This is a genomic window from Allobosea sp. Root381 (assembly GCF_001429395.1).
Taxonomy (GTDB): domain Bacteria; phylum Pseudomonadota; class Alphaproteobacteria; order Rhizobiales; family Beijerinckiaceae; genus Allobosea.
The window spans coordinates 23,549-48,485 of the sequence record NZ_LMJT01000014.1 but is presented as its reverse complement, the minus strand read 5'-3'; the positions used below and the strand labels follow the sequence as shown (position 1 = coordinate 48,485).

The window sequence follows — 24,937 nt, the reverse complement described above, 5'->3', positions numbered from 1 at the left end:
TGGATTGCTTTGCTACGCTCGCGATGACGAAGAGCGCGGCTCATCGCTTCAGCCTCGGATTGACCTGGTCGCGGATGCGGTCGCCGACGAGGTTGATGGCGACGATGAGCAGGATCAGCGCGATGCCGGGATAGATCGAGATCCAGTAGCGGCCTGACAGCATGTACTGGAAGCCGTTCGAGATCAGCATGCCGAGCGAGGGCTCTGTAACGGGCAGGCCGACGCCGAGGAAGGAGAGCGTCGCCTCCAGAGCAATCGCGTTCGCCACCTGCACCGTCGCGACCACGATCAGAGGCGGCAGGCAGTTCGGGAAGATATGCTTCAACACGACGCGCCAGCCCGGCAGCGGCGTCGAGAGCACCGCCTCGACATAGTCCTTGCCGCGTTCGGCCGAAGCGGCGCCATGGGCAGTGCGGGCGAAGTAGGCGTATTGCGCGGCGGCAAGCGCGGCGATGAGCTGGGTTTTGCCCTGCCCCAGCAGAGCGGACAGCACGAGCGCCAGCAGGATCGCCGGGAAGGCGAGCTGCAGGTCGATGACGCGCATGATGAAGGCCTCGCGCCTGCCGCCGAGATAGGCCGCCCCGATGCCGAGCGTGACGCCGACGATAAAGGCCAGCGAGCCGGCGATCAGCCCCATCTGCAGCGAGATGCGCAGGCCGTAGAGGATGGCCGAGAACAAGTCCCGCCCCTGCGCATCGGTGCCGAGGATATGGGTGTAGCCGCCGAAGCCGACATAGCCCGGCGGGCGGCGGGCGTCAGTGAGGACGAGGTTGGCGAGGTCGTAGGGGTTCTGCGGCGCGACCAGCGGCGCGAAGATCGCGACGCCGAGCATCAGCACGACGACGACCAGCGCCGCAACCGCGACCTTGCTCTCGCGGAACTCGGCCCAGAAACGGGCGATGGGCGAAATCTCTTTGGCGAGCGAGGCCTGGCTCATCGCGAACCCGCCCGGCGCAGCCGCGGATCGAGCCCGACATAGGCGAGATCGACCAGGAAGTTGATCATGATGAAGACGAAGGAGACCAGCATGAGATAGGCGACCATCACCGGCCGATCGAGCGAGGTGATCGAGTCGATGATCAACTTGCCGATGCCTGGCCAGGAGAAGATCGTCTCGGTGACGACGGCAAACGCCAGCGTCGAGGCGAATTCGAGCCCGAACACGGTGACGAGCGGGATCGCGATCAGCCGTAGCACGTGCCGGCGCAGCACCGTCCATTCCGAGAGCCCGGCGGCGCGGGCGAACTTGACCGTGTCGGAGAGCATCGCCTCGCGGGTGCCGGCGCGCGCCAGCCGCGTCATCAAGGCCAGCTTGAAGAAGGCGAGGTTCGCCGCCGGCAGCAGCAGGTGGCTGACGCCGTTCAAGGTGAGGAAGCTCCATTCGACGCTCAAGATGGCGACCGTCTCGCCGCGACCGCCGGCCGGCAGCCATTGCAACTCGACCGCGAAGGCGATGATCAGCACGAGCCCGATCCAGAAGGTCGGCACCGAGAAGCCGAGGATCGAGATCGTCATGATCGCCTTGGCCGCGAGGCCGTCCGGCCGGTAGCCGGCGTAGATTCCGGCGGGGATGCCGATCAGCGCCGCACCACATACGGCTGCGAGCGTTAGTTCCAGCGTCGCCGGCAGCCGCGACAGGATCAGCTCCAGCACCGGCATGCCGAAGACGAAGGAGCGGCCGAAATCGCCGTGCAGGATGCGGCCGAGAAAGGTGAGATACTGGCGCCAGAGCGGCTGGTCGAGCCCGTAGCGCGCGATGGTATCGAGCCGGATGTCCTGGCTGACATCGGGGCCGATCAGCACGTCGATCGGGTTGCCGATGGCATAGACGCCGATGAAGACCAGCGCCGACATGACGAGCATGACGACGAGCGCCTGAAGCAACCGGATGAGGACGTGGCCTAGCATGGTGGCGAGAACAACAAGCCGCCTCTCGCAGCCTTCCTCCCGAGGAGCGCCGCGGGCGCCTCTCGAAGGATGATCCGGACCGCGCTGGAACATCCTTCGAGAGGCCGCTGACGTGGCTTCTCGGGATGAGGGCTGAGGGAGGGTGGCCGCGTCACGGCCAGTTCTCCGTCATCGCCGCCCGCGTCTCCTCGACGCCGACCTGCCAGAGGCCGAGCATCTCGCTGTCGGTGCGCTGGTAACGACCGTGGAAATTGCCGTCGCCGAGGATCTCGCGCTTGCGGGCGGGCGCGGCGGCCTGGTAGCGGGCGACATCCAGCGGCGGCTTGACCCCATCCGGCATGGCGACGCCTTCCAGTCGCGTCCAGGGGAAGTTCTCCATCCAGGAGGCGTGCGAGGCCGCCGGATCGACCGCCTGAACCGCCGCCTGGAAGCGCGGCCCGGCCCACCAGTTGTGCAGACGCACGCTGGCATCGCTCCGCTTGCCCATCCATTCGGTCGCCAGGGTCATAACCGGCGCATTGCCGCCATGGCCGTTGACCAGCACGATGCGGCGGAAGCCTGAGCGGTAGAACGCCTCGAGCATGTCCTCGATCACCGCGACATAGGTGCTCATGCGCAGCGAGACCGTGCCGGGATAGGCGGCGAAGCCCGGCGTCATGCCATAGGCCAGAACGGGAAAGACGGGGATTTCGAGCGGCTCGGCCGCGTCGTTGGCGACCTTCTCGGCCAGGATCGCGTCGGTCGCGAGGCTGAGATAGGCATGCTGCTCGACGCAGCCCAACGGCAGCACGCAGCGGTCATCGCGCTTCGCCTGGGCCTCGACCTGCATCCAGTTCATCTCGGCGATACGCACGGCCCGATCCTTGCTTTCAAGTCAATCGGCATTCGAAGGGCAGCAATGCCGAGCCCGGTTTCGCGTGTCTCGCGGCGCCAGCGCCGGAGAAACGGTTTGCCGGGCCGCCAATGCTCCAGCATCCTCCATTCCGACAAGCTTGACTCTGGCAAACAGCAGCGTCAAGTTCCATTTGGAACCAATCGGAAGCAGGAGGGCTTGGGCATGCAACACGCTCCGACGGCCCTTTCGCATGTCGGCCGGGAACGCGAACAGGCGCTCCGCGAGCTCGATCCGCTGACCGTCACCAAGCTCTGGGACAATCCCTGCTGGCTTTCCTTCCGCCTGAATTTCGTGGCCTTCCGCTTCAACGACCCGGTCTATCGCTGGATCGAGACCCGCTACGGCCTCGTCCGCCCGGAATTCGTCGCGCTCTATGCGGTCGGCCTCAAGGACGGGGTCGCCGCAAAGAACATCGTCGCCTCCTCGGGCCTGCCCAAGAACACGCTCAGCCGCGCGATCCAGCGGCTGCTGCAGCGCCGGCTGCTCCGGCGCGAGACCGACCGCGGCGACCTGCGCAGCTTCGTCCTGTACCTGACGGCGCCGGGCCGGGCGATCTTCGACGAGACGCTGCCGCTGATGCTGCGGCAGCAGAAGGCGATGCTGTCGGCCCTGACCGAAGGCGAGCAGCGCCAGCTCTGCGAATTGATGGACAAGCTCGTCATCGCCTCCCCAGCCTGGCCGACCGACCTCGACGGCCAGGAATAAGCCGCGACGAAGGGTCACGATACCTAGCCCGGAGGAGCAGAACCTTCTTTCCAACGCGCCCGCAGGCCATGGCACGCCGTCCTTGCGAGGCCTGCAGCAACAGAATTTCTTCCGCGTCCCGATCCGCCATCATGCCGGACGCTCCGGCATCGCCGCTGCGCCACCGAAGACCTCAAGGAGCCCGACCATGACATTGTCCCTCGCACTCCGCCCGCTTGCCCTCGCCCTGCTGCTCGGCGCCTCCGTCTCCTCGACGGCCCTGGCCCAGAACCTGACCATCGGGGTCCGCGCCGGGCCGGATTCGATCGACCCGCATTTCACCGCCACCGGCACACATGCCGAGGCGCTGAAGCATGTCTTCGACACGCTGACCTGGTCCGGCGACAAGCTGCAGATCGAGCCCAGGCTGGCCACAAGCTGGAAGGCGATCGCGCCAGATGTCTGGGAGTTCAAGCTGCGGCCGGGCGTGAAATTCCATGACGGCTCGGACTTCACCGCCGAGGACGTCAAGTTCTCGATCGAGCGCGTCCCGGTCGTGTCCGGACCCAACCCGACGACGATCTATATCCGCCGCGTCAAGGAGGTGAAGATCGTCGACCCGCTGACGGTCCAGATCGTCACCGACGGCCCGGCGCCGAACCTGCCGAACGACTTCATCCGCCTGTTCATCGTCTCGGCCAAGGCCGCTGCCGGCCTGACCAAGGACAATGCCAACGAGACCTTCAACTCGGGCAAGGCGGCGATCGGCACCGGACCCTACAAGTTCGTCTCCTGGACGCCGAAGGACCAGCTCGTGCTCGAGCGCTTCGACGACTATTGGGGCCCCAAGGAGCCCTGGGCCAGGGTCGTGCGCAAGGAACTCCCCAACGATGCCGCGCGCGTCGCCCAGCTCAAGGCGGGCCAGGTCGACATCATCGTGCGCGCGCCGGCCTCCGACGTCGCGACGCTGAAGCGCGATCCGAAGCTCGCGGTTTCCACGGTCGACACGGTCTATGTCTTCAACATGGAGCTCGACCTGCGCGACAAGTCCCCTCAGGTCACGGGCAAGGACGGCCTGCCGCTGCCGAAGAACCCGCTGCAGGACCCGCGGGTGCGCGAGGCAATCGACATCGCCATCGACAGGCCGGCTCTGGTCGAGATCGCGATGGAAGGCCTCGGCGCGCCGGTGAACCAGCTCGTCACCGAGACCATCGCCGGCTTCAACAAGAGCCTGCCGCCGATCAAGGTCGACATCGCGCGGGCCAAGAAACTGCTGGAGGAGGCCGGCTATCCGAACGGCTTCAAGGCGACCTTCTCCTTCACCAACGACCGCCTGCCGGGCGACCGGCAGGTCGGCACGTCGATCGCCCAGATGCTGGCGCGGATCGGGCTGGAGGTGACCGCCAATGCGCAAACGGCGGCCGTGTTCTTCCCGGCCCGCAGCCGCGCCGAGTTTTCGCTGGCGATGTCCGGCTGGGGCACGCTGACCGGCGAGGCCAACTACACGTTGTCCTCTGTCGTCCACTCCAACGACCCGGCCAAGAAGCTCGGCGCCTTCAACGTGCTCGGCTACAAGAACGAGGCGCTCGACAAGCTGATCGAGGATGCCGCCGTGGAACTCGACGAGGCCAAGCGGAACGACTTGCTTTCGCAGGCCAACGCCATCGTCGCGAAGGACCGGCCGCGCCTGCCGATCGTCGCCGTCGGCTCGGCCTGGGCGATGCAGAAGGACAAGGTGACGATCGCGCCGCGCATCGACGAGGACACGCTGGCGATGGACATCAAGCCGGTCAAGAAGTAACGCGCAGCCGCATCCCCTCCCCACAAGGGGAGGGGTTTCCGTCGAGGTTCCTTCGTTTGATGACAGACACCATCGCCCTTGCCATCCATGGCGGCTGCGGCACGCTGCCCCTGTCCGAGCTGTCCGAGGCCGAATGGACCGAGGCGCGCGCGGCGCTGGCCGCCTCTCTGCGGGCCGGCTGGGCGATCCTGGCCAAGGGCGGCAGCGCAGTCGATGCCGTCGAGGCCGCAGTGCGGGTGATGGAGGATTCGCCCCATTTCAACGCCGGGCATGGCGCCGCCTTCAACAGCGAGGGCGAGCACGAGCTCGACGCCTCGATCATGGACGGGGCGACGCTGGCTGCGGGCGCGCTCGCCGGTGTCAGGCGCATCCGCAACCCGGTCAGCGCCGCCAAGGCCCTGATGCGGCGCGGCGATCCGCTGCTGCTGGCGGGCGCTGCCGGCGACGCCTTCGCCGCTCAGGAAGGGCTGGACATGGTCGAGAACGCGTATTTCTCGACCGAACGCCGGCGCAAGAGCCTAGCCTCGATGAAGATTCGGGAACTGGTCGGCACTGCGACAGAGGCGAGCGAAGCCGAGAAGCACGGGACGGTCGGCGCCGTCGCCCTCGACCGCCAAGGCCATCTCGCGGCCGCGACCTCGACCGGCGGCTATACCAACAAGCCCGTCGGCCGCGTCGGCGACTCGCCGATCATCGGCGCCGGCACCTATGCCCGGGACGGGCGCTGCGCCGTCTCCGGCACCGGCAAAGGCGAATACTTCATCCGCTACTGCGTCGGCCACGAGATAGCGTCGCTGATCGCCTATAAGGACCTCGCGCTGGATGCGGCGAGCGCTGCGGTCCTGGCGGAGCTCTCCGAGCACAAGATCGGCGCCGGGCTGGTCGCGATCGGCGCGGATGGCGCGATCGTCGCGCCTTACAATACCGAGGGCATGTATCGCGGCTGGGTGACGCCGGACGGCATCGTCCATGTCGCTACCCATGCGCAGGTCGAAATCGCGGGAGCCGCATGAGCGCGCAGGAACCCATCCTGATCTGGGGCGCCGGCGCGATCGGCGGCACGCTCGGCGCCTATTGGGCCCGCGCCGGGATTCCGGTGCTGCTGGTCGACATCGTGCCGGAACATGTCGAGGCGTGCCGCACGACCGGGCTTGCGATCACCGGGCCGATCGAGGAATTCCGGCAGGTGATCCCCGCCGTGACGCCGGACGAGCTGACCGGCACCTACAAATGCATCGTCCTGGCGGTGAAGGCGGGCGCGACCGAGGCCGCGATCGCTGCGCTCGCCCCTCACCTCGCCCCGGACGGCTTCGTGCTCTCGGCCCAGAACGGGCTGAACGAGATCGCCATCGCCCGCGAGGTCGGCGCCGCGCGGACGATGGGCTGCTTCGTCAATTTCGGGGCGGACTGGCACGGGCCGGGCGAGATCCTCTACGGCAATGCCGGCGCCGTGGTCGTCGGCGAGATCAACGGGCAGATCAGCGCGCGGGCGCTGGCGATGCACAAGCTGCTGCGCATCTTCGCGCCAGCCTCGGTGCTGACCACCAACATCTGGGGCTATCTCTGGGGCAAGCTCTCCTATGGCGCGATGCTGTTCGCCACCGCGCTGACCGAGGATTCGATGTCGGCCAATTTCGCCGACCCGGAGCGCCTCGTCGTCTGGCTCGCGCTCGGGCAGGAGGTCGCGGCAGTGGCGGATGCACGCGGCGTCTCGACGCTGGGCTTCGGCGAATTCGACCCGATGGTGTTCGCGCCCGGCCGGCCGGAATACCCGCAGATCGAGACCATCGCCTGGCTCGCCGACTACACGGCCAAGACCGCCAAGACGCATTCCGGCATCTGGCGCGACCTCGCCGTGCGCAAGCGCAAGACCGAGGTCGATCCGCAGATCGGCATCATCGCCGCGATCGGCCGCGAGGTCGGCGTGGCGACGCCGGCGATCGAGACGATGGTCGAACTGATCCATGACGTCGAGGAGGGCCGGCGCCCGCAATCCCCCGACACGCTGAAGGTGCTGATCGAGCAATGCAGATCCGTTTTGACGGGCGCGTAGCCCTGGTCACCGGCGCGGCGCAGGGCATCGGCCGCGCCATCGCGGCCGCCCTGGCCGAGGCCGGCGCGACGGTTCATCTCGCCGACATCGATGCAGAAGGCGTCGCGGCCACGGCGGCGGCGATCGGGGCCGTCCCGCACGAAGTCGATCTCGGCTCGCCCGAAAGCGCCGCGGCGCTGGTCGAGGCCGTCACGGCCCGCAGCGGCAGGCTCGACCTCCTGGTCCATGCCGCCGGCGGTGTCCGCGGGCAGGTGGGCCGGCCGATCGAGCAGATTTCCGAGGAGGACTGGCGCGTGATCTTCGCGGCGAATGTCGATGCCGCCTTCTTCCTGGCGCAGGCCGCCGCTCCCGCGATGAAGCGTGCCGGCCAGGGCCGTATCGTCACGATCTCGTCGGGCGCGGGCTTACGTCCGAGCCTGACCGGCATCCAGGCCTATGCCTCGGCGAAGCACGCGCTGGTCGGGCTGACGCGGCAGCTCGCCTGGGAATTCGGACCGCATGGCATCACGGTGAACTCGGTCGCGCCCGGCTTCGTGCGCTCCAATCCCGCGAGCGAGCGGCAATGGCAGAGCTATGGCGCGGAAGGCCAGGAGCGGCTGGTCGAGAGCATCCATACGCGCCGCCTCGGCACGCCTGAGGACATCGCGGCCGCGACGCTGTTCTTCCTGAGCGACCAGGCCGGCTGGATCACCGGGCAGGTGCTGTCGGTGGATGGCGGGCGGTCGTAGCCCGCCTTCGCGTCAATCCGGAATGCGGTCGAGATCGGCAAGCCAGGCGGCCGCCGAGGCGTCGCTCGGCGCGCGCCAGTCGCCGCGAGGCGAGAGCGAGCCGCCGGAGGAGACCTTCGGGCCGTTCGGCACGGCAGAGCGCTTGAACTGGCTGGTCTCGAAGAAGCGGCGCACGAAAACGCGGAGCCACTTCTTGATCGTGGCGAGGTCGTAGGCGAGCTTCTTCGACGCCTCCATATGCGGCGGCCAATCGCCCCGCGCGGCATCCGACCAGGCATGCTGTGACAGGAAGGCAATCTTGCTCGGCTTGAAGCCGTAGCGCGTCGTGTAGAACAGGTTGAAGTCCTGCAGCGCGTAGGGACCGACGAAATCCTCGGTCTTCTGGGCCGGCTCGTCGCCCTCGCCCGGCACCAGCTCGGGCGAGATCTCGGTCGCCAGGATGTCGTCGAGCGTGGCCGAAACCTCCGGGCCGAAGCGGTCCGTTTCGGCGACCCAGCGAATCAGGTGCTGGATCAGCGTCTTCGAGACCGAGCCGTTGACGTTGTAATGGGACATGTGGTCGCCGACGCCATAGGTGCACCAGCCCAGCGCCAGCTCCGAGAGATCGCCGGTGCCGAGTACGAGGCCGTTGTGCCGGTTGGCGAGGCGGAACAGCAGCGAGGTGCGCGCGCCCGCCTGCACGTTCTCGAAGGTGATGTCGTAGACCGGCTCGCCCCTGGCGAAGGGGTGGTCGATATCGACCAGCATCTGCCGGCAGGCCGGCGTCATGTCGATTTCCTGCGCGGTGACGCCGAGCGCCCGCATCAGCCGCCAGGCATTGCCCTTGGTGCCGGCGGTGGTGGCGAAGGCCGGCAGCGTATAGGCGAGGATGCTGGAGCGCGGCAGGCCGAGCGCATCCACCGTATCGGCGGCGACCAGCAGGGCCTGCGTCGAATCGAGGCCGCCCGAGACGCCGATCACGAGCTTCTCGACACGGGCGCTTTCCAACCGCTTGCGCAGGCCGTGCGACTGGATGTTGTAGGCCTCGAAGCAGAGCTCGTTCAGCCTCGCATCGTCGTTCGGCACGTAGGGAAAGCGGTCGACCTCGCGCCTGAGGCCGAGATCGCTCTCGCGATCCGGCTCCAGCGCGAATTCGACGCGGCGGAAGGCGAGCCGGTCGCGCAGGGCATCGGCGTTGTCGCCGAAGGTGTTCATCCGCAGCCGGTCGAGCGCCAGCCCCTCGATGTCGATATCGGCGAGGATGAGCTGCGGCTCGGGGGCGAAGCGCTGCGCCTCGGCCAGCAACGCGCCGTTCTCGTAGATCATCGCCTGCCCGTCCCAGGCGAGATCGGTCGTCGACTCGCCCGGCCCGGCGGCGGAATAGGCATAAGCCGCGATGCAGCGGCCGGAATGGGCCTTGCAGAGCGCATGGCGCCAGTCCGACTTGCCGATGGTCACGTTGCTGGCCGAGAGATTGAGCAGCACGGTCGCCCCCGCCAGCGCCGCGAAGGAACTCGGCGGCACCGGCAGCCAGACGTCCTCGCAGATCTCCATATGGATGGTGAGATCGGGCACGTCGGAAGCGGTGAGCAGGATGTCGGTGCCGAAGGGCACCTCCTGCCCGCAGAGCCGGATCGAGGCGACGCCCGCGCGCTCGCCCGAGGCGAACTGCCGGCGCTCGTAGAACTCGCGGTAATTCGGCAGATAGGTTTTCGGCACGACGGCGAGGATGCGGCCACGATGGATCGCCACTGCGCAGTTGAACAGGCGGCCTTCGACGCGCAAAGGCGCGCCGACCACGGCGACCGCCCGAAGCTTTCGGCTCGCCTCGACCAGTTCGCCGAGCGCGGCCTGAACGGCCTCAAGCAGGGCGCCCTGCATGAGCAGGTCGTCGATCGCATAGGCGCTGAGCCCGAGCTCGGGGAAGAGCACGATCGAGGCGCCCTGCTCCTCGGCCCGGCGCAGGAGCGGCAGCGTCTCGGCGACATTGAAGGCGGGATCGGCGACCTTGAGCCGCGGCGCCGCGCAGGCGAGCCGGACGAGGCCATGCGTTTGGATGTTCGAGAAGCTCATCGCCGATCCGTATCGTCGCGCCGCAACGGCGTTCCCCATTCTATCGCGCGGGAAGCGCCGGCGCGGCAAGGCGGAACGGCGCGGACCGGGTCCGCGCGCGCCGCGCCCGCCTCAGCGTTCGATGGAAGCCGCCCAGATGTTGACGCCGCCCTCGACGGCGTGACGATCGATGGCCTCCAGCTCTTCGGGACTGAAATCGGGCCGCTTCAGCGCCGCGACGCAATCCTCGACCTGCTCGGGCCGGCTCGCGCCGATCAGCGCCGAGGTCACGCGCCCGCCGCGCAGCACCCAGGCGATCGCCATCTGGGCGAGGCTCTGGCCGCGCGCCGCGGCGATCTCGTTCAGCGCGGCGATGCGGCGGAGATTGTCGTCGGAGAGGAAGCCGTCGCGGAAGGACGGCGCCTTGCGCGCGGCACGGCTGCCCTCCGGCACGCCGCCGAGATATTTCGAGGTCAGCATGCCCTGCGCCAGCGGCGAGAACACGATCGAGCCGATGCCCTCCTCGGAGAGCGTGTCGAGCAGCCCGTCCTCCTCGACCCAGCGATTGATCATCGAGTAGCTCGGCTGGTGGATCAGGCAGGGCGTGCCCAGCCGGCGCAGGATATCCGCCGCCTCGCGTGTGCGCTTCGAATTATATGAGGACAGGCCGACATAGAGCGCCTTGCCCTGGCGGACGGCCGAATCGAGCGCGCCCATCGTCTCCTCAAGAGGCGTTTCCGGGTCGAAGCGATGCGAATAGAAGATGTCGACATAGTCGAGCTTCATCCGCTTCAGGCTCTGGTCGAGGCTGGAGAGCAGGTATTTTCGGCTGCCGAATTCGCCGTAGGGGCCGGGCCACATCCGGTAGCCGGCCTTGGTTGAGATGACGAGCTCGTCGCGATGGCCGGCGAAGTCATTGCGCAGGATCTCGCCGAAGGCCGTCTCGGCCGAGCCGGGCGGCGGCCCGTAGTTATTGGCGAGATCGAAATGGGTGATGCCGAGATCGAAGGCCGTGCGGCAAATCCGGCGGCCGACATCGGGCGCGGTGGTCTCACCGAAATTGTGCCAGAGGCCGAGCGAGAGAGCCGGCAGCTTGAGGCCGCTGCGGCCGCAGCGGTTATAGGTCATCTGGTCGTATCGGTTTGCGCTGGCCATCGGCTCGCTCCTTCGGGGTCTTGTCTCGTCAGAACGGCACGCCATGCGCCGCCAGTGCGCTGCGCAGGTCGATCGGCTCGACGAAATGCACCGCCTTCATGCCGACGGCCCGCGCCGCATCGATGTTTTTCGCGCTGTCGTCGATGAAGATGCAATCTCCCGCGGCAAGCCCGTAGCGTTGCAGCAGGATATGGAAGATCTCGGGATCGGGCTTGATAACACGCTCATGCGCCGAGACGACGACGCCGTCGAAGCTTTGCAGGAACGGGAAGCGGATCAGGCATTCGGCCCATTTCTCGCGCGAGAAATTGGTGATGGCGTAGACCTTCTCGCCGCGGGCCTTCAGTTCGCCCAGCACGGCGACGCTGTCGTCGACAATGCCGGGCACGGTCTCGTGCCAACGCTCATCATAGGCCCTGATCTCGGCCTCCCATTCCGGGTGGCTGGCGACCAGCAGGGCGACGGCCTCCTCCCAGCTTCGGCCACGATCCTGCTCGATGTTCCAGGCCGCGGTGCAGACGTTCTGCATGAACCAGGCGCGCTTCTCGTCATCCGGAATCATCTCGCGGTAGACGATCTGCGGGTCCCAGCGGATCAGGACGTTGCCGACATCGAAGACGACGGTGGGGGCAGTGATGGGCATGGCTAACGTCCGTCGGGAGAGAAGCGGCACGGCCAGGCGCTCACGCTCTTGTGTGCCGGGCAGCGAGACAGGGGCCGCCACTCTCGCGTATCCCAAGGGACGAATGCAACGGCGGAGAACGGCATGCAGCAATGGCTGCCATGGCTGGACCGGCAAGGACGCTTCTCGGGGCTGAGGGCTGCGACCTTCGCGCTCGTGCTGGTACCGGCGCTGATCCTGGCGAGCGAGGCCTGGATGGGCCAGCTCGGCGCGAAACCCTGGACCCGGGCCGTGCATGACACCGGAACCTGGGCGATCCGGCTGCTGCTGATCACGCTTGCCGTCTCGCCGCTGCGGCGGATCCTCGACTGGCCGAAGCTGATCGGCATCCGGCGCATGCTGGGGCTTTCGGTGCTGGCCTATGCGGCGGGGCATTTCACGCTCTACTGCATCGACCTCGCCTTCGACTGGGGGCTGATCGCCTCCGAGATCGCCAAGCGCTTCTACCTCATCGTCGGCATAACCGCGCTGACGGGGCTCGTCGCGCTCGGCGTGACCTCGACCGACGGCATGATCCGCCGGATGGGCGGCAAGAACTGGCAGCGCCTGCACAACCTGATCTACCCGATCGCGCTGCTGGCGCTGCTGCATTTCGCGCTGCAGGCGAAGATCGACGTGACGGAGCCGATGCTGATGATCGGGCTCTTCGCGCTGCTGATGGCCTATCGCGGGCTCGTCCGCTTCGGGCTTCCCCTGACGCCGCCGATGCTGGCTGCGACCGCACTGGCGACGGGGCTCGCCACGGCGCTCGTCGAGACCGCCTGGTACGCGCTCACGACCGGCGCCTCGGCCTGGATGGTCTTCCAGGCCAATGCCGACATCGTCGTCTATGGCGACGTCACCGCGCTGAGGCCGGGGCACTGGGTCACCCTTGTCGGGCTGGTCGTCGCGGTTGGAGCCACTGTCCGCCGGCCGCGGGCCGGGCAGCCGCGGCCGCAGCGCGCCCGGGCGGCGGCCAGCGCCACCTCGTGACGCAAGGCAGATCGGCGAGCGATCACGGTTGGCAGTTCGCGGCATTGGCCTTACCCCTTAAGGCATGCCTGACGATCCCCAAGCCCAGCCGACAGCCGACGTAGCGCAAGCCGAGCTCGCGGCGGAGGGCGTCGCCCCTGCGCAGGAGCCCTATTCGGCCCTCGCACCGCTACGACAGCCGATTTTTCGCGCCGTCTGGATCGCCAGCCTCGCCTCGAATTTCGGCGGCCTCGTGCAGATGGTCGGCGCCGCCTGGCTGATGACCTCGCTCTCGGATTCGCCGGACATGGTCGCGCTCGTCCAGGCCTCGACGACGCTTCCGGTGATGATGTTCTCGCTGGCGGCCGGCGCGCTCGCCGACAATTACGACCGGCGCCGCATCCTGCTGACGGCGCAGGGCTTCATGCTCTGCGTTTCGATCATGCTCGCGATCTTCGCCTGGTACGGATTGCTCTCGCCCTGGCTCTTGCTCGGCTTCACCTTCCTGATCGGCTGCGGCAACGCCCTCAACAACCCGGCCTGGCAATCCTCGGTCGGCGACATGGTGCCAAGGCGCGACGTGCCGGCCGCGGTGACGCTCAACAGCGTCGCCTTCAACATCGCGCGCAGCGTCGGCCCGGCGATCGGCGGCGCCATCGTGGCGGCGGCCGGTGCGGTGGCGGCCTTCGTGGTCAATGCCTTCAGCTATATCGGCCTACTCGTCGTGCTGGCCCGCTGGGAGCCGCCGCGTGTCGAGCGGCTGCTGCCGCGCGAGACACTGCTGATCGCAATGGGGGCCGGCATCCGCTATGTCGCGATGTCCCCGAACATCCGCAGCGTCACCTTACGCGCCTTCGCCTTCGGCTTCGGCGGCATCGTCGCGCTGGCCCTGCTGCCGCTGATCGCGCGCGACCTGATCAAGGGTGGGCCGCTGGTCTTCGGCGTGCTGCTCGGCGCGTTCGGGGCGGGCGCGGTCGTCGGCGCCTTCCTGAGTGCACGCTTGCGCCGGACGCTGACGACGGAGGCGCTGGTGCGCGCGACCTTCGCCGCCTATGCGACCTCGGCCGCGGTCATCGGCATCAGCACGATGATGTGGCTGACCATGCTCGCGCTCGCCGTCGCGGGCGCCTGCTGGGTGCTGGCGCTCTCGACCTTCAACGCGACCGTGCAGCTCTCGGCTCCGCGCTGGGTGGTGGGCAGGGCGCTCTCGCTCTACCAGATGGCGACCTTCGGCGGCATGGCGGCAGGCAGCTGGGCCTGGGGCTATGCGACGCTGCATCTGGGGCCAGCGCAGGCGCTGCTGCTCTCCGCCCTCGCCCTGCTGGCCGGCGGCGCCATCGGCCTGCGCTACGTGCTGCCGCCGCTGACGGCGCTCAACCTCGATCCGCTCAGCCGCTGGCGCGAGCCGAAGGTCGCCGTCGATATCGAGCCGCGCAGCGGGCCGGTGATCGTCACCATCGAATGGCTGATCCGCGAGGAGGACGTCGTCGAGTTCCTGAAGGCGATGGCCGAGCGCAAGCGCATCCGGCGGCGCGACGGCGCCCGCCACTGGACGCTGCTGCGCGACCTGACCGATCCCGAGCTCTGGGTCGAGCGCTACGACAGCCCGACCTGGGTCGAATATGTCCGGCAGGCGCAGCGCGTGACGCAGGCCGATGCCGAGATCAGCGACCGCGTCAGGGCGTTGCACAAGGGGCCGAATCCGCCGGTGGTCCACCGCATGATCGAGCGCGAGACCGCCACCCTGCCGCGCGGCCTGCCGATGCAGCACCAGCACCCGCCCGAGCCGACCGGGCACAGCGGCTGAGCAGGGTTCAGCCGTAGATCCAGAGACCAGCGAGGCCGAACAGGCCGACGACGATCCGCCACCAGGCGAAGGGAGCGAAGCCGCGCTTCGTGACGAAGTCGAGGAAGGAGCGGACCACGATCAGCGCGGAGATGAAGGCAGTGACGAAGCCGATCGCGATCAGCGTGACGTCGTCGACGGTCAGCGTCTTGTAGCTCTTGAGCAGGTCATAGGCGAAGGCGCCGGCCATGGTCGGCATCGCGAGAAAGAAGGAAAACTCGGCCGCGGCGCGCTTGCTCGACCCCAGCAGCATCGCGCCGACGATGGTCGAGCCCGAGCGCGAGACTCCGGGAATCATCGCCAGGCACTGGATGAAGCCGATCTTGAGATACATCGGCAGCGGGAAGGTCGTGGCGTCCTGGTGCTTCACCTCAAGCTCAAGATCGTCGACGACGAGCAGGATCAGCCCGCCGACGATCAGCGAGATGCAGACGATGAAGGGGTTGAACAGCACGCCCTTGATGAAGCCGTGCAGCACGGCGCCAATCAGCGCAGCGGGCAGGAAGGCCACGACGACGCCGATGACGAAGCGCCGCGCCGCCGGATCGCTGGGAACGCGCAGCGCGATGTCGAGCAGGCGGCGGAAATAGACCAGCAGGATCGCCAGGATCGCGCCGAGCTGGATCAGGATCTCGAAGGACTTGCCGTTCGATTCGAAGCCGAGGAAATGACCGAGCAGCAGGAGATGCCCGGTCGAGGAGACAGGCAGGAACTCGGTCAGCCCCTCGACGACGCCGAGGAGAGCCGCTTCGAACGCATTTTCCATGGCAGGCTGTTCCTCATGCGGGCCGGCGCCTCGGCGCGGCATCTCTTAATCGCTGCACCGCGATAAACCCAGCCTTTTGCGAATTGGTTACCAAATCGCCAAGCGGACCCGGCGGAATCGCGGCTTTCCACCGCCGGCCTGTTGTGAGCCCTTCCGGGCGGCCGTATAGCGGCATTCTGCTTCCTTCGGCTTGAATTTCAGTTCCGCGGCCCTGCTTCGGCCGCACCTCCCTGTTTCATGAGTGCCATGGCGACCCTTCATCATTATCCGCTGTGCCCGCATTCCCGCTTCATCCGGCTCGTCCTGGCCGAGTACGGGCTGGAGACGACGCTCGTCGAGGAGCGCGTCTGGGAGCGTCGGCGCGAGTTCCTCGAGCTCAACCCAGCCGGCACGACGCCGGTCTTCCGAGAGGAGAGCGGCTTCACCGTGCCGGGCGCCGGCCCGATCGCCGAATATCTCGACGAGACGCGCGGGCTTGCCCTCGCCGAGCGCCGGCTGCTGCCGGAGGGGCCGGGCGAGCGCGTCGAGGTCCGCCGCCTGCTCGACTGGTTCGGGATCAAATTCAATGAAGAGATCACCTCCCCGCTCGTGCTGGAGAAGGTGATGAAGCGCTTCATGTCGCGCGACGAGGGCGGCGGCCCGCCCGAGATGAGCGCGATCCGCGCGGCGCGCGCCAATGTGCGCTATCATCTGCGCTACATCGCCTGGCTGACGACCAAGCGGAACTGGCTGGCCGGCGCCAATCTGAGCTATGCCGACCTCGCCGCGGCGGCGCATCTCTCCTGCGTCGACTATCTCGGCGACGTGCCCTGGGAAGAGGACGAGGCTGCCCGCGCATGGTATGCGAGGATCAAGTCGAGGCCGAGCTTCCGGCCCCTGCTGAGCGACCGGATGCCGGGCATGGCGCCGAGCGCCCATTACGACAATCTCGATTTTTGAAGCAGCAGACACCCTCAATGGGCCTTCAGCCCGACGAGCCGCGCACGATGCCCGCTCGTCAGCATGAGGCTTGCGTTTCCAAGCCCGCGATCTCGGCCCTGCGCCTCAAGGACGCCGTGGTCGAACGCGCGCTGGCGGAAGGCTTTTCCGTCTGCCGCGTCGCCCCGGCCGATGCCATTCCCGAGGCGCCGGCACGGCTCGCCGCCTGGCTGGCGGAGGGGCATCACGGCGACATGGCCTGGATGGAGGAGCGCACCGAAGAGCGGGCGGCGCCTGGCCGGTTGTGGAGCGAGGTCCGCTCCGTCGTCATGCTCGGCATGAACTACGGCACTGAGGGCGACCCGCTGGCGACGCTCGACCAGAAGGACAGGGGCGCGATCTCGCTCTATGCCCGCCGGCGCGACTATCACGACGTCGTCAAGGGCAAGCTGAAGAGCGTCGCCGGGCTGCTCGCCGCGCGCGGCGGCGTCGACGTCAAGGTCTTCGTCGACACTGCGCCGGTGATGGAGAAGCCGCTGGCCCAGGCCGCCGGCCTCGGCTGGCAAGGCAAGCACAGCGTGCTGGTCTCGCGCGAGCACGGCTCCTGGCTCTTCCTCGGCGCGATCTACACCACGGCCGAATTGCCGCCGGACGAGCCCGAGCGCGACCATTGCGGCTCCTGCCGGCGCTGCCTCGACATCTGCCCGACCGACGCCTTCCCGGCGCCCTACCGGCTCGATGCGCGCCGCTGCATCGCCTATCTCACGGTCGAGCATCAGGGCCATATCGATGCGGAGTTCCGCGCCGGCATTGGCAACCGCATCTTCGGCTGCGACGATTGCCTGGCCGTCTGCCCCTGGAACAAGTTCGCCGCAGCCGCACGGGAGACCCGGCTTTCGCTGCGGGACGGGCTCGACGCGCTGCCGCTGGCCGATCTCGCCGCCCTCGACGACGCGGCCTTCCGTACGCTCTTTGCCGGAACGCCGGTCAAGCGCACGGGGCGCGACCGCTTCATCCGCAACGTGCTGATCGCGCTCGGCAACAGCGGCCGGCCGGATCTCGCCGGCAGCGCCGAGACCCTGCTCGCCGACGCCTCGCCACTGGTCCGCGCCATGGCGGTCTGGGCTCTGATCAGGCTTAGCTCCGAGCGCGCCCGCGCGCTCGCCCCCGCCGCGCTCGCCGGCGAAGACGACGCGCAGGTCCGCAACGAATGGGGCGCGCTCGCGCCCGAACCGGAACATGCCTCATGAAGCTCCTGATTCTCGGCCTCGGCTATTCGGCCGGTTTCTTCGCGCGAGCAGCGCTGGCGCGCGGCTGGGAGGTGACCGGGACGGTGCGCTCGGCCGATAAGGCTGCACAGCTCAGCCGGGACGGCATCCGCACGCTGGTGTTCGGCGGTTTCGCGGTGTCGTCCTTCCTCGCCAGGGCCCTCGCCGAGGCGGAGGCCGTGCTGGTCTCGGTGCAGCCAGGAGAAACCGCCGACCCGGCGCTCGCCTGCCTGGAGCAGCAGCTCGCCGCCGCGCCCGGCCTGCGCTGGATCGGCTATCTCTCGACCATCGGCGTCTATGGCGACCATGGCGGCGCCTGGGTCGACGAGACGACAGCGCCGCATCTTCCCGATGTGCGCTCGCGGCTCCGGCTCGCGATCGAGCAGGACTGGCTGGCGCTGGGCGAGCGCAGCGGCAAGGCCGTGCAGATCTTCCGCCTCGGCGGCATCTACGGCCCCGGCCGCAACCCGCTCGTCAAACTCCGGCAAGGCAAGGCGACGCGGCTGATCAAGCCCGGGCAGGTCTTCAACCGCAGCCATGTCGACGACATCGCCGGCGTGCTGATGGCCTCGCTCGCGCAGCCGCGCCAGGGCGCAATCTACAATGTAGTCGATGACGAACCGGCCCCGCCGCAGGATGTCGTCAGCTTCGCGGCCGGGATCGCCGGGATTGCGCCACCGCCTGAAGTCCCGTTCGATCCGGCGCGGCTCTCGCCGATGGCTGCGAGCTTCTACAGCGAGAACCGGCGCGTCTCGAACGCCCTGGTGAAGCGCGAGCTCGGCTACGCCTTCCGCTATCCGAGCTATCGCGAGGCGCTGCCGGCGCTGCTGGCCGGCGGGGATTGAGATCGCTTTCAACCGTCATTGCGAGCGCCAGCGAAGCAATCCAGGGGCGGGAGCGCTCTACGTCCCCCCTGGATTGCTTCGTCGCTGGCGCTCCTCGCAATGACGCGCTCAGGCCGCGTAGTGCTGGCCCTCGTCGCCGTAATAATCGAAGTAGCGCTGGTCGATCGCCGCGACGGGCAGGATCACCAGCACGTCGGTCGTGCCGAACTGCCGGTCGACCACCGCGCCGGTGCCGAAGCGGGCGCCGAGCCTCAGATACGCCTTGATCAGGGGCGGCATCTGCCTCAGCGCCAGCTTTGCGTCGAGCACCTCCGCCGGCAAACGATCCATCGCGACATGGCGGTCGGGACGGGCCGCGGCGCCCCACGCGCCGGTGGAGCGGGCATTGTGATGCAGGAAGCTCAGCGGCACCGCAAGCGCGTCGGGGTCGGTGCCGTCGAAGCTCGCGCAGCCGAACATCGCGTCGATGCGGTGATGGCGGATATAGGCGCAGATGCCGCGCCAGAGCAGCTCGATCGTCCGCTTGCCGCGGTAGGGCTCGAGCACGCAGGAACGGCCGAGCTCGAGGAAGCGCAGGCCTGGATGGCGCGCGATCATCGGGCCGAGATCGAACTCGCCTTGCGTGTAGAAGCCGCCGAGACGCATCGCCGCGCCTTGGCGCATGAGGCGATAGGTGCCGACGACCTTCGGCCTGACACCGCCGAAACGCCCGCGCGCGGCATGGTCGATCACGAGCAGATGGTCGCAGGCCGCGTCGAACCGGTCGGCGTCGCGGCGGAACATGCGCGAGACCACATCGGGCTTGGCCGACATCTCCTGATAGAACACGCGGTAGCGCAGGCGTTGCGCGCGCCAGATCTCGCGCGGCCCCCGCGCCAGCCGGACCTCGAGCGAGCCGCAGCGGCCGAGCGTGCCCGCCAAAGCGTCGGGCATCTCCGAGGCGCGGCCGAAGCGGCGCATCGTCTCGCCGGTCATCAGCCTGAACGGTGACAGGGCGGACAGGATCAGGCCAGGCGCAGGATCGTGCCGGGTCGACCCACCCGGAATTCCATGGAGGTCAGGTGCCATGGCTCGTGTTGTCCCCCAGCCCGCCTTCTCTGGCAATGCGACACCTGTGCGCCGGCTGTCTTACAGCATCGCGACAGAACTGAGTCGAAGCGGTGACGGCTGGAGCATTGCGCGAAAAAGTCGGAACCGGTTTTCCGTAGAAGCAATGCTCTAAGCTTTTAGAATCGATCACGTCGCGTTCGGACGTTTCCGTCCGAACGCGACGTGATCTAAGCCGAGCGGATCGCCGCCGCGGGTTCCGCGACCCGGTCGAGCCAGCGCTGCAGGGCGGCACGGTCGAGGGGCTTAGCCAGGCAATCATCCATGCCGGCGGCAAGCGCGGCGGCCCTGTCGCTTTCGGCGACATTGGCGCTGACCGCGACGAGCGGCAGCGCGGCGCGCTGCGGCTCGCTCCGCTCCAGCTTGCGCACCGCGCGGGCGACGGCGAGCCCGTCCAGCTCCGGCATGCGGATGTCGAGCAAGGCGAGATCGAAGGAGCGGCCCTTGCCACTGAAGCCCGCCTGGATTGCGGCCAGCGCCTGACGGCCGTCGCCGACCCAGACGGCCTCGCAGCCGAAGCGCTCGAGCGTCCGCGTCGCGAGCAGCGCGTTGATCTCGTTGTCCTCCGCCACCAACACAGTCAGGCGCGCGTGGGAGGGCTGCGACAGGTGCGGCGCCTCCTGCTTCTGGCTGGCGGCGGCCTGCACCGGAGCCGGCGAGAGACGCTCATAGAGCGAGCGGGCCCGCACCGGCTTGACGAGGAAGCCGGTGAAGCCGGCCTCGCGCGGCGAGCCGAACTGGCGGCGCTCCAGCGGCGACAGCATGATCAGGCAATGCTCCGCCGCGGCGCTGAGCGCTGCGGCTGCGAGAGCCGCCGCGGCGTCGCGCCCGATCGACTGGTCGATCAGGACCGCGTCCCAGCGCTGCCCGGTGCCGAGCCGCTCCATTGCTGCTGCGGCATCCGCGGCCGGCACGGCTTTGCCGCCTGCAGCCGCAACGGCCTCGCGCAGATAAAGCGCGCCGAAGGGCGCGGGGGAGACGACGAGAACGCGCTTGCCGCGCCAGTCCGGCAGGGCGGGAGCCGCCGCGCCGCGGGCCGCTGCCAAGGGCAGCAGCACCTTGAACAGGGCGCCGCCTTCCGGCCTGTTCTCGACGCCGACCGAACCGCCCATCAGGATGGCGAGCCGGCGCACGATGGCGAGGCCGAGGCCGGTGCCCTCCTGCCGGCGCGCGGTGGGGCCGTCCAGCTGCTCGAACTCCTCGAAGATCGCCTGGCGTCGTTCCTCCGGAATGCCCGGGCCGGTGTCGGCTACGCCAACCGCGAGCTTGCCGCCGCTACGGCCGATGGTGATGCCGACACCGCCACTTTCCGTAAACTTGATCGCGTTGCCGACGAGGTTGAGCAGGATCTGGCGCAGCCTGTCACGGTCCCCGACGAAATGCGTCGGCAGGTCGGGCGCGAGATGGGCAGCGAGCTCGATGCCCTTGGCCTGAGCCCGCGGCGCCATCAGCTCCGAGACAGTTTCGACCAGCTGACCGAGATCGAAAGGCTCGCTGGCGAGGTCGAGCTTGCCCGATTCGACCCTGGCGAAGTCGAGGATGCCGTCGACGAGGCCGAGCAGCGCCTCGCCCGAGGTCCTGAGCGCCCGGACATAGGTCGTCTGCTCGGCGTCGAGCCCGGTATCGCCGAGGAGGTCCGCCATGCCGAGGATGCCGTTGAGCGGCGTGCGGAATTCGTGGCTGACCGTGGCCAGGAAGCGCGACTTCGCCTCGTTGGCGCTCTCGGCCCGGGCGCGCGCCTCGTCGAGCGCGCGCTCGCCGGCGATGTGGGCGGTGATGTCGCGGCCGACGCGCTGCAGCACGGACCGGCCGAGCGCGACCGGCACCACCGTCTCGACCCAGGAGATCCAGCGCTCGCCCTCGGGCGTCGCGAGGCATTCGTCGAAGACACGTGCCCCACCCTCGAGCGCCTGGACGGGGCGGGAGGCGATCAGGCGCGGCGCGGTCGTCGTCCCGACGATTTCGGCCTCGCCGAGGCCGAGCAGCGCGGCATAGGCGGCATTGGCATAGACGATGCGGGTGCCGTCCCGGCGCACGATCAGGTCTCCCTGCGCGGCGATCAGGCTGCGGTAATGCTCCTCGCTCTCGGCCAGCGCCCAGAGGCGGTCGTTGAGCTGATCGAGGTCGCTGGCCAGGTCGGAAGCCTGCCGCAGCATGCGGCCGCGCTGGCGCAGCAGCATCAGCGCGGCTAAGCCGGCGAGCAGCGCGAGCATGACCGCAGCGGCTGCGACCCAGGAAACCCAATCGGACACCATGCCGGCAATCTAGCAGGCGGCCGTTGCGGAAACCTTTGGCAAAACGGCGGATTCGAGGGATCGAGTGGCGCAATTCGTTAACCCTGCGGCGGCACCGCAGGGCGTCTGGCCTACTCGGCCTTCGGTTCCGTCAGCGAGCCCGCCTCGTACCGAAGCAGGTCTCCAGGCTGACAGTCGAGGAACTGGCAGATCCGCTCGATCGTGTCGAAGCGCACGCCTTTCACCTTGCCCTGCTTGAGCAACGACAAGTTGGCTTCGGTGATCCCGACATATTCCGCCAGGTCCTTGGACTTCACATTGCGTTCAGCGAGCATCACGCCCAGGCGCACGCGGATCGGCATTCGTTGTCCTTCAGACGAACTGCTGGTTCTCGTCGGCGATATCCGAAGCCTCGGCCATCACCCAGGCGATGACCGCAACCGTTCCCGCGAAGATCAAGGCGATGAGCATGTCGGAACCGACATGGAGCGAGAGCGTTTTCGCACCCGCCGGATTGCTGAAACTCAGAAGGACGGAGAGCGCCGCACCGGCGAGCGGTTTAAGCAGGGCCGAGGCGGCAACGGCAATCGAAAACGCCTTGAGCCGTCCGATCGGTTCGCTGGCGAAGATGCGGCCGGCTGCGAAGGCATCGAAGCATCGACGGGCGCTCAGGAGCCCGTAGATGAGCGCCCCGAGCGGAACCATGGAGATGCCAAACGCCAGCGCCCGGATGGCAAGGCCGATCTCCGCGGCGGGCCCATGCATAATCCCGGCCTGGACGAACAACGCGCGCGTCGGCGTCATGACCCAATAGGACAACATGGCCGCCACGAGCAGGCCGGACGTCACGAGGCACCCCGTCGCCATCGATCGGCTGAGGCGCCGAATCCGATCGAGACGCCGTTCGCGTTCCTGCTCGGCGGGCATGTCGGTCATCGTTCGCGATTGAAGCACGGTTCGGAAGCTCCTCTCCAAGTTGGCCGAGTCATGGCCAATAAATTATTGTTTGACAATAATTTATTTTCACCAGACAGATCGAAGATCAGCCCAGGAGCCCCGCATGTCTCGTCAACTTGCCAAACTGGCCGTCGCCCTCATCCCCTTCGCGGCCGTCATCCCAGCCGCATCCCCATCGATAGCCACGCCCTCGACCTCCCACGGCCAGATCTCGGTCGCCCAGGTGATGCAGATGCTGGAGAAGGCTCCGAGCGATAGGACGGCGCAGCAAGTCATGACCGCCTATCTTGCCGGCGTCGGCGAAACCGCCAGCGCCGTCGTCAGCATGGGCCGCGCAACCTGCCGGACAGCTTTGGGGCTGGATGCCGCGAATATCGGCAAGGTGCTCAAGACCGCGGCCGCAGGCCAGAACGTGGCGGAAATACCCGCGACGCCATTGATCGTCAGGGACATGCTCAATCGGGCGGGCTGCAAGCACCGATGAATCCTGGCATGGATCCGGATCAACGGATCGAAATTCTGTTCGCCCGGATGCTTCAGGCAGCCTGCGCCACCTGCTCGCCGCGCGCGCGATAGGACAAGGCTTCCGCCAGATGGATGCGGCCGATCTTCGGCTCGTCGTCGAGATCCGCCAGCGTGCGCGCCACCTTGAGCACCCGGTGATAGGCGCGGGCGGTCAGGCGCATCGCCTCGGCGGCATCGCGCAGCAGGGCAAGCCCAGCATTGTCCGGCCGGGCGATCTCGTCGAGGACCGGCACCGGGCAGGCGGCATTGGTCATGAGCCCGGCAAGGCCCAACGCCTCGAAGCGCGCCGCCTGGCGCCGGCGCGCGGCAGCGACGCGGGCTGCGACCTCGGCCGAGCCCTCGCTCGCCGCCGGCAGGATCAGGTCCGCCGCCGTGACGGCCGGGACGTCTATCGCGATGTCGATACGGTCCAGCATCGGGCCGGAGATGCGGCTCTGGTACTGCGCCATGCAGCGCTCGTTCTGCTGGCGGCGGCAGGCGAAGCCCGGCTCCGTCGCCTTGCCGCAGCGGCACGGATTCATCGCCGCGACGAGCTGGAAGCGTGCCGGGTAGACGGCGCGGTGGTTGGCCCGCGAGATCAGCACGTCGCCGGTTTCCATCGGCTGACGCAGCGCATCGAGCGCCTGGGCCTGGAACTCTGGCAGTTCGTCGAGGAAGAGCACGCCATGATGCGCGAGCGAGACCTCGCCCGGTCTGGCCTGGAGGCCGCCACCGACGAGCGCTGCCATCGAGGCGGAGTGATGCGGCGCGCGGAAAGGCCGCCGGTCGGTCAGCGCGCCATCCGCGAGATGGCCGGCAACCGAGAGCACCATGGAAACTTCGAGCAGCTCGCGCGGTGTCAGCGGCGGCAGGATCGAGGGCAGCCGGCTCGCCAGCATCGATTTGCCGGCTCCGGGAGGTCCGTTCATCAGCAGGTTGTGCCCGCCGGCCGCCGCGATCTCGAGCACGCGCTTGGCGCTTTCCTGCCCCTTGATGTCGGCGAGGTCTGGCAGCGGGCCGGATTGCCGCGCGACCGCGGGATCGGGCCGGGTCATCACCTGCGTGCCCTTGAAATGGTTGGCGAGCTGGATCAGCGAGCGCGGCGCGAGGATGTCGATGTCGGCCGCGGCCCAGGCCGCCTCCGGGCCGGAAGGGTGCGGGCAGATCAGCCCCTGCCCTCTTCCATAGGCGGCGATCGCGGCCGGCAGGACCCCGGCGACCGCCGCGATCGAGCCGTCGAGTGCCAGTTCGCCTAGCACCGTGTAGCCGGCCAGCGCATCGGGCGGAATCGCCCCGATCGCCGCCATGACGGCGAGCGCGATCGGCAAATCGTAATGGCTACCCTCCTTGGGCAGGTCGGCTGGAGCGAGGTTGACGGTGATGCGCTTGGCCGGGAGGGCGAGCCCGGACGCGATCAGCGCTGCCCGCACGCGCTCGCGGCTCTCCGCCACCGCCTTGTCCGGCAGGCCGACCAGGATGAAGGCGACGCCGCCCGGCGTGACCTGGACCTGGACATCGACGGCGCGCGCCTCGATGCCCTCGAACGCGACCGTCGCGACCCGCGTCACCATCAGTCCCAACCCGTCCCAACGCCATGCCCCAAG

General features: G+C 68.2%; 23 protein-coding genes. 11 read left to right on the top strand and 12 right to left on the bottom strand.

From position 1 onward, the window contains the following. Positions 1-40: 40 nt before the first annotated feature. The 3 genes from ASE63_RS14070 to ASE63_RS14060 all read right to left on the bottom strand — a co-directional run bounded on the left by ASE63_RS14070 (position 41) and on the right by ASE63_RS14060 (position 2,761). On the bottom strand, positions 41-937 hold the full coding sequence (locus ASE63_RS14070) for an ABC transporter permease (RefSeq protein ID WP_056802080.1): 897 nt from the start codon (positions 935-937) through the stop codon (positions 41-43). After that, on the bottom strand, positions 934-1,908 hold the full coding sequence (locus tag ASE63_RS14065; protein WP_056802078.1) for an ABC transporter permease: 975 nt from the start codon (positions 1,906-1,908) through the stop codon (positions 934-936). The genes ASE63_RS14070 and ASE63_RS14065 overlap by 4 nt, the downstream gene beginning before the upstream one ends. A gap of 151 nt (positions 1,909-2,059) precedes the next feature. Beyond that, a complete protein-coding gene (locus tag ASE63_RS14060; protein WP_056802077.1) occupies positions 2,060-2,761 on the bottom strand; it encodes a creatininase family protein in 702 nt (233 codons plus the stop codon). Positions 2,762-2,965: 204 nt separating this feature from the next. Between ASE63_RS14060 and ASE63_RS27740 the strand changes: the two genes are divergently transcribed. From ASE63_RS27740 to ASE63_RS14035, 5 genes are all read left to right on the top strand, one after another. Continuing rightward, on the top strand, positions 2,966-3,508 hold the full coding sequence (locus ASE63_RS27740) for a MarR family winged helix-turn-helix transcriptional regulator (protein WP_162261772.1): 543 nt from the start codon (positions 2,966-2,968) through the stop codon (positions 3,506-3,508). A 187-nt stretch (positions 3,509-3,695) separates the two neighbouring features. Then, positions 3,696-5,288, top strand: a complete 1,593-nt coding sequence (locus ASE63_RS14050) for an ABC transporter substrate-binding protein (RefSeq protein WP_056802150.1) — start codon at positions 3,696-3,698, stop codon at positions 5,286-5,288. 59 nt (positions 5,289-5,347) lie between these two features. Next, on the top strand, positions 5,348-6,301 hold the full coding sequence (locus ASE63_RS14045; RefSeq protein ID WP_056802075.1) for an isoaspartyl peptidase/L-asparaginase: 954 nt from the start codon (positions 5,348-5,350) through the stop codon (positions 6,299-6,301). Beyond that, positions 6,298-7,341 (top strand): 2-dehydropantoate 2-reductase N-terminal domain-containing protein, encoded by a 1,044-nt coding sequence (locus tag ASE63_RS14040; RefSeq protein WP_056802073.1) that lies wholly within the window; start codon positions 6,298-6,300, stop codon positions 7,339-7,341. The genes ASE63_RS14045 and ASE63_RS14040 overlap by 4 nt, the downstream gene beginning before the upstream one ends. Beyond that, positions 7,314-8,069 (top strand): glucose 1-dehydrogenase, encoded by a 756-nt coding sequence (locus ASE63_RS14035; RefSeq protein ID WP_056802071.1) that lies wholly within the window; start codon positions 7,314-7,316, stop codon positions 8,067-8,069. Before ASE63_RS14040 ends, ASE63_RS14035 begins: the two co-directional genes overlap by 28 nt. A 12-nt stretch (positions 8,070-8,081) precedes the next feature. Here the strand turns inward: ASE63_RS14035 and ASE63_RS14030 are convergent, their stop codons facing one another. From ASE63_RS14030 to ASE63_RS14020, 3 genes are all read right to left on the bottom strand, one after another. After that, on the bottom strand, positions 8,082-10,121 hold the full coding sequence (locus ASE63_RS14030) for an NAD(+) synthase (protein ID WP_056802069.1): 2,040 nt from the start codon (positions 10,119-10,121) through the stop codon (positions 8,082-8,084). Positions 10,122-10,232: 111 nt separating this feature from the next. Beyond that, positions 10,233-11,255 (bottom strand): L-glyceraldehyde 3-phosphate reductase, encoded by a 1,023-nt coding sequence (gene mgrA, locus ASE63_RS14025; protein ID WP_056802067.1) that lies wholly within the window; start codon positions 11,253-11,255, stop codon positions 10,233-10,235. 28 nt (positions 11,256-11,283) lie between these two features. Next, positions 11,284-11,898 carry an HAD family phosphatase gene (locus tag ASE63_RS14020; protein WP_056802065.1) on the bottom strand — a complete coding sequence of 205 codons (615 nt, stop codon included), beginning with the start codon at positions 11,896-11,898 and terminating at the stop codon, positions 11,284-11,286. Between the two features lie 123 nt (positions 11,899-12,021). On the opposite strand from ASE63_RS14020, the gene ASE63_RS14015 reads away from it, so the two are divergent. Together ASE63_RS14015 and ASE63_RS14010 are read left to right on the top strand one after the other, a co-directional pair. Beyond that, positions 12,022-12,909, top strand: coding sequence for a protein-methionine-sulfoxide reductase heme-binding subunit MsrQ (locus ASE63_RS14015; RefSeq protein WP_056802063.1), 888 nt, complete (start codon positions 12,022-12,024; stop codon positions 12,907-12,909). A gap of 64 nt (positions 12,910-12,973) precedes the next feature. Next, positions 12,974-14,695: an MFS transporter gene (locus ASE63_RS14010; RefSeq protein ID WP_082609934.1), complete on the top strand. Its 1,722-nt coding sequence runs from the start codon at positions 12,974-12,976 to the stop codon at positions 14,693-14,695. A 7-nt stretch (positions 14,696-14,702) separates the two neighbouring features. On the opposite strand, the gene ASE63_RS14005 is transcribed toward ASE63_RS14010, so the two are convergent. Then, positions 14,703-15,500 (bottom strand): undecaprenyl-diphosphate phosphatase, encoded by a 798-nt coding sequence (locus ASE63_RS14005; protein ID WP_056802146.1) that lies wholly within the window; start codon positions 15,498-15,500, stop codon positions 14,703-14,705. Positions 15,501-15,746: 246 nt separating this feature from the next. Between ASE63_RS14005 and ASE63_RS14000 the strand changes: the two genes are divergently transcribed. Genes ASE63_RS14000 through ASE63_RS13990 form a run of 3 tightly spaced genes read left to right on the top strand, consistent with a single transcriptional unit; the run spans position 15,747 to position 18,531 of the window. Continuing rightward, the gene (locus ASE63_RS14000; RefSeq protein ID WP_056802061.1) at positions 15,747-16,439 is read left to right on the top strand and encodes a glutathione S-transferase family protein; all 693 of its coding nucleotides are present in this window, start codon (positions 15,747-15,749) and stop codon (positions 16,437-16,439) included. Between the two features lie 47 nt (positions 16,440-16,486). Then, the gene (gene queG / locus ASE63_RS13995; RefSeq protein ID WP_156410347.1) at positions 16,487-17,668 is read left to right on the top strand and encodes a tRNA epoxyqueuosine(34) reductase QueG; all 1,182 of its coding nucleotides are present in this window, start codon (positions 16,487-16,489) and stop codon (positions 17,666-17,668) included. Further along, the gene (locus ASE63_RS13990) at positions 17,665-18,531 is read left to right on the top strand and encodes an SDR family oxidoreductase (RefSeq protein WP_056802059.1); all 867 of its coding nucleotides are present in this window, start codon (positions 17,665-17,667) and stop codon (positions 18,529-18,531) included. The genes queG and ASE63_RS13990 overlap by 4 nt, the downstream gene beginning before the upstream one ends. 108 nt (positions 18,532-18,639) lie before the next feature. On the opposite strand, the gene ASE63_RS13985 is transcribed toward ASE63_RS13990, so the two are convergent. The 4 genes from ASE63_RS13985 to ASE63_RS13970 form a co-directional block, all read right to left on the bottom strand. Next, on the bottom strand, positions 18,640-19,491 hold the full coding sequence (locus ASE63_RS13985; RefSeq protein ID WP_280137446.1) for a GNAT family N-acyltransferase: 852 nt from the start codon (positions 19,489-19,491) through the stop codon (positions 18,640-18,642). Positions 19,492-19,808: 317 nt separating this feature from the next. Continuing rightward, positions 19,809-21,893 carry an ATP-binding protein gene (locus ASE63_RS13980; RefSeq protein ID WP_056802055.1) on the bottom strand — a complete coding sequence of 695 codons (2,085 nt, stop codon included), beginning with the start codon at positions 21,891-21,893 and terminating at the stop codon, positions 19,809-19,811. Positions 21,894-22,003: 110 nt separating this feature from the next. Next, a complete protein-coding gene (locus tag ASE63_RS13975; RefSeq protein WP_056802054.1) occupies positions 22,004-22,234 on the bottom strand; it encodes a helix-turn-helix transcriptional regulator in 231 nt (76 codons plus the stop codon). 10 nt (positions 22,235-22,244) lie between these two features. Then, on the bottom strand, positions 22,245-22,799 hold the full coding sequence (locus tag ASE63_RS13970; protein ID WP_244491408.1) for a DUF2975 domain-containing protein: 555 nt from the start codon (positions 22,797-22,799) through the stop codon (positions 22,245-22,247). A gap of 133 nt (positions 22,800-22,932) precedes the next feature. Here ASE63_RS13970 and ASE63_RS13965 point away from each other — a divergent pair, with 133 nt between their 5' ends. Further along, the gene (locus ASE63_RS13965; RefSeq protein WP_056802050.1) at positions 22,933-23,313 is read left to right on the top strand and encodes a hypothetical protein; all 381 of its coding nucleotides are present in this window, start codon (positions 22,933-22,935) and stop codon (positions 23,311-23,313) included. A gap of 52 nt (positions 23,314-23,365) precedes the next feature. On the opposite strand, the gene ASE63_RS13960 is transcribed toward ASE63_RS13965, so the two are convergent. After that, a complete protein-coding gene (locus ASE63_RS13960) occupies positions 23,366-24,904 on the bottom strand; it encodes a YifB family Mg chelatase-like AAA ATPase (protein ID WP_056802049.1) in 1,539 nt (512 codons plus the stop codon). Positions 24,905-24,937: the final 33 nt, after the last annotated feature.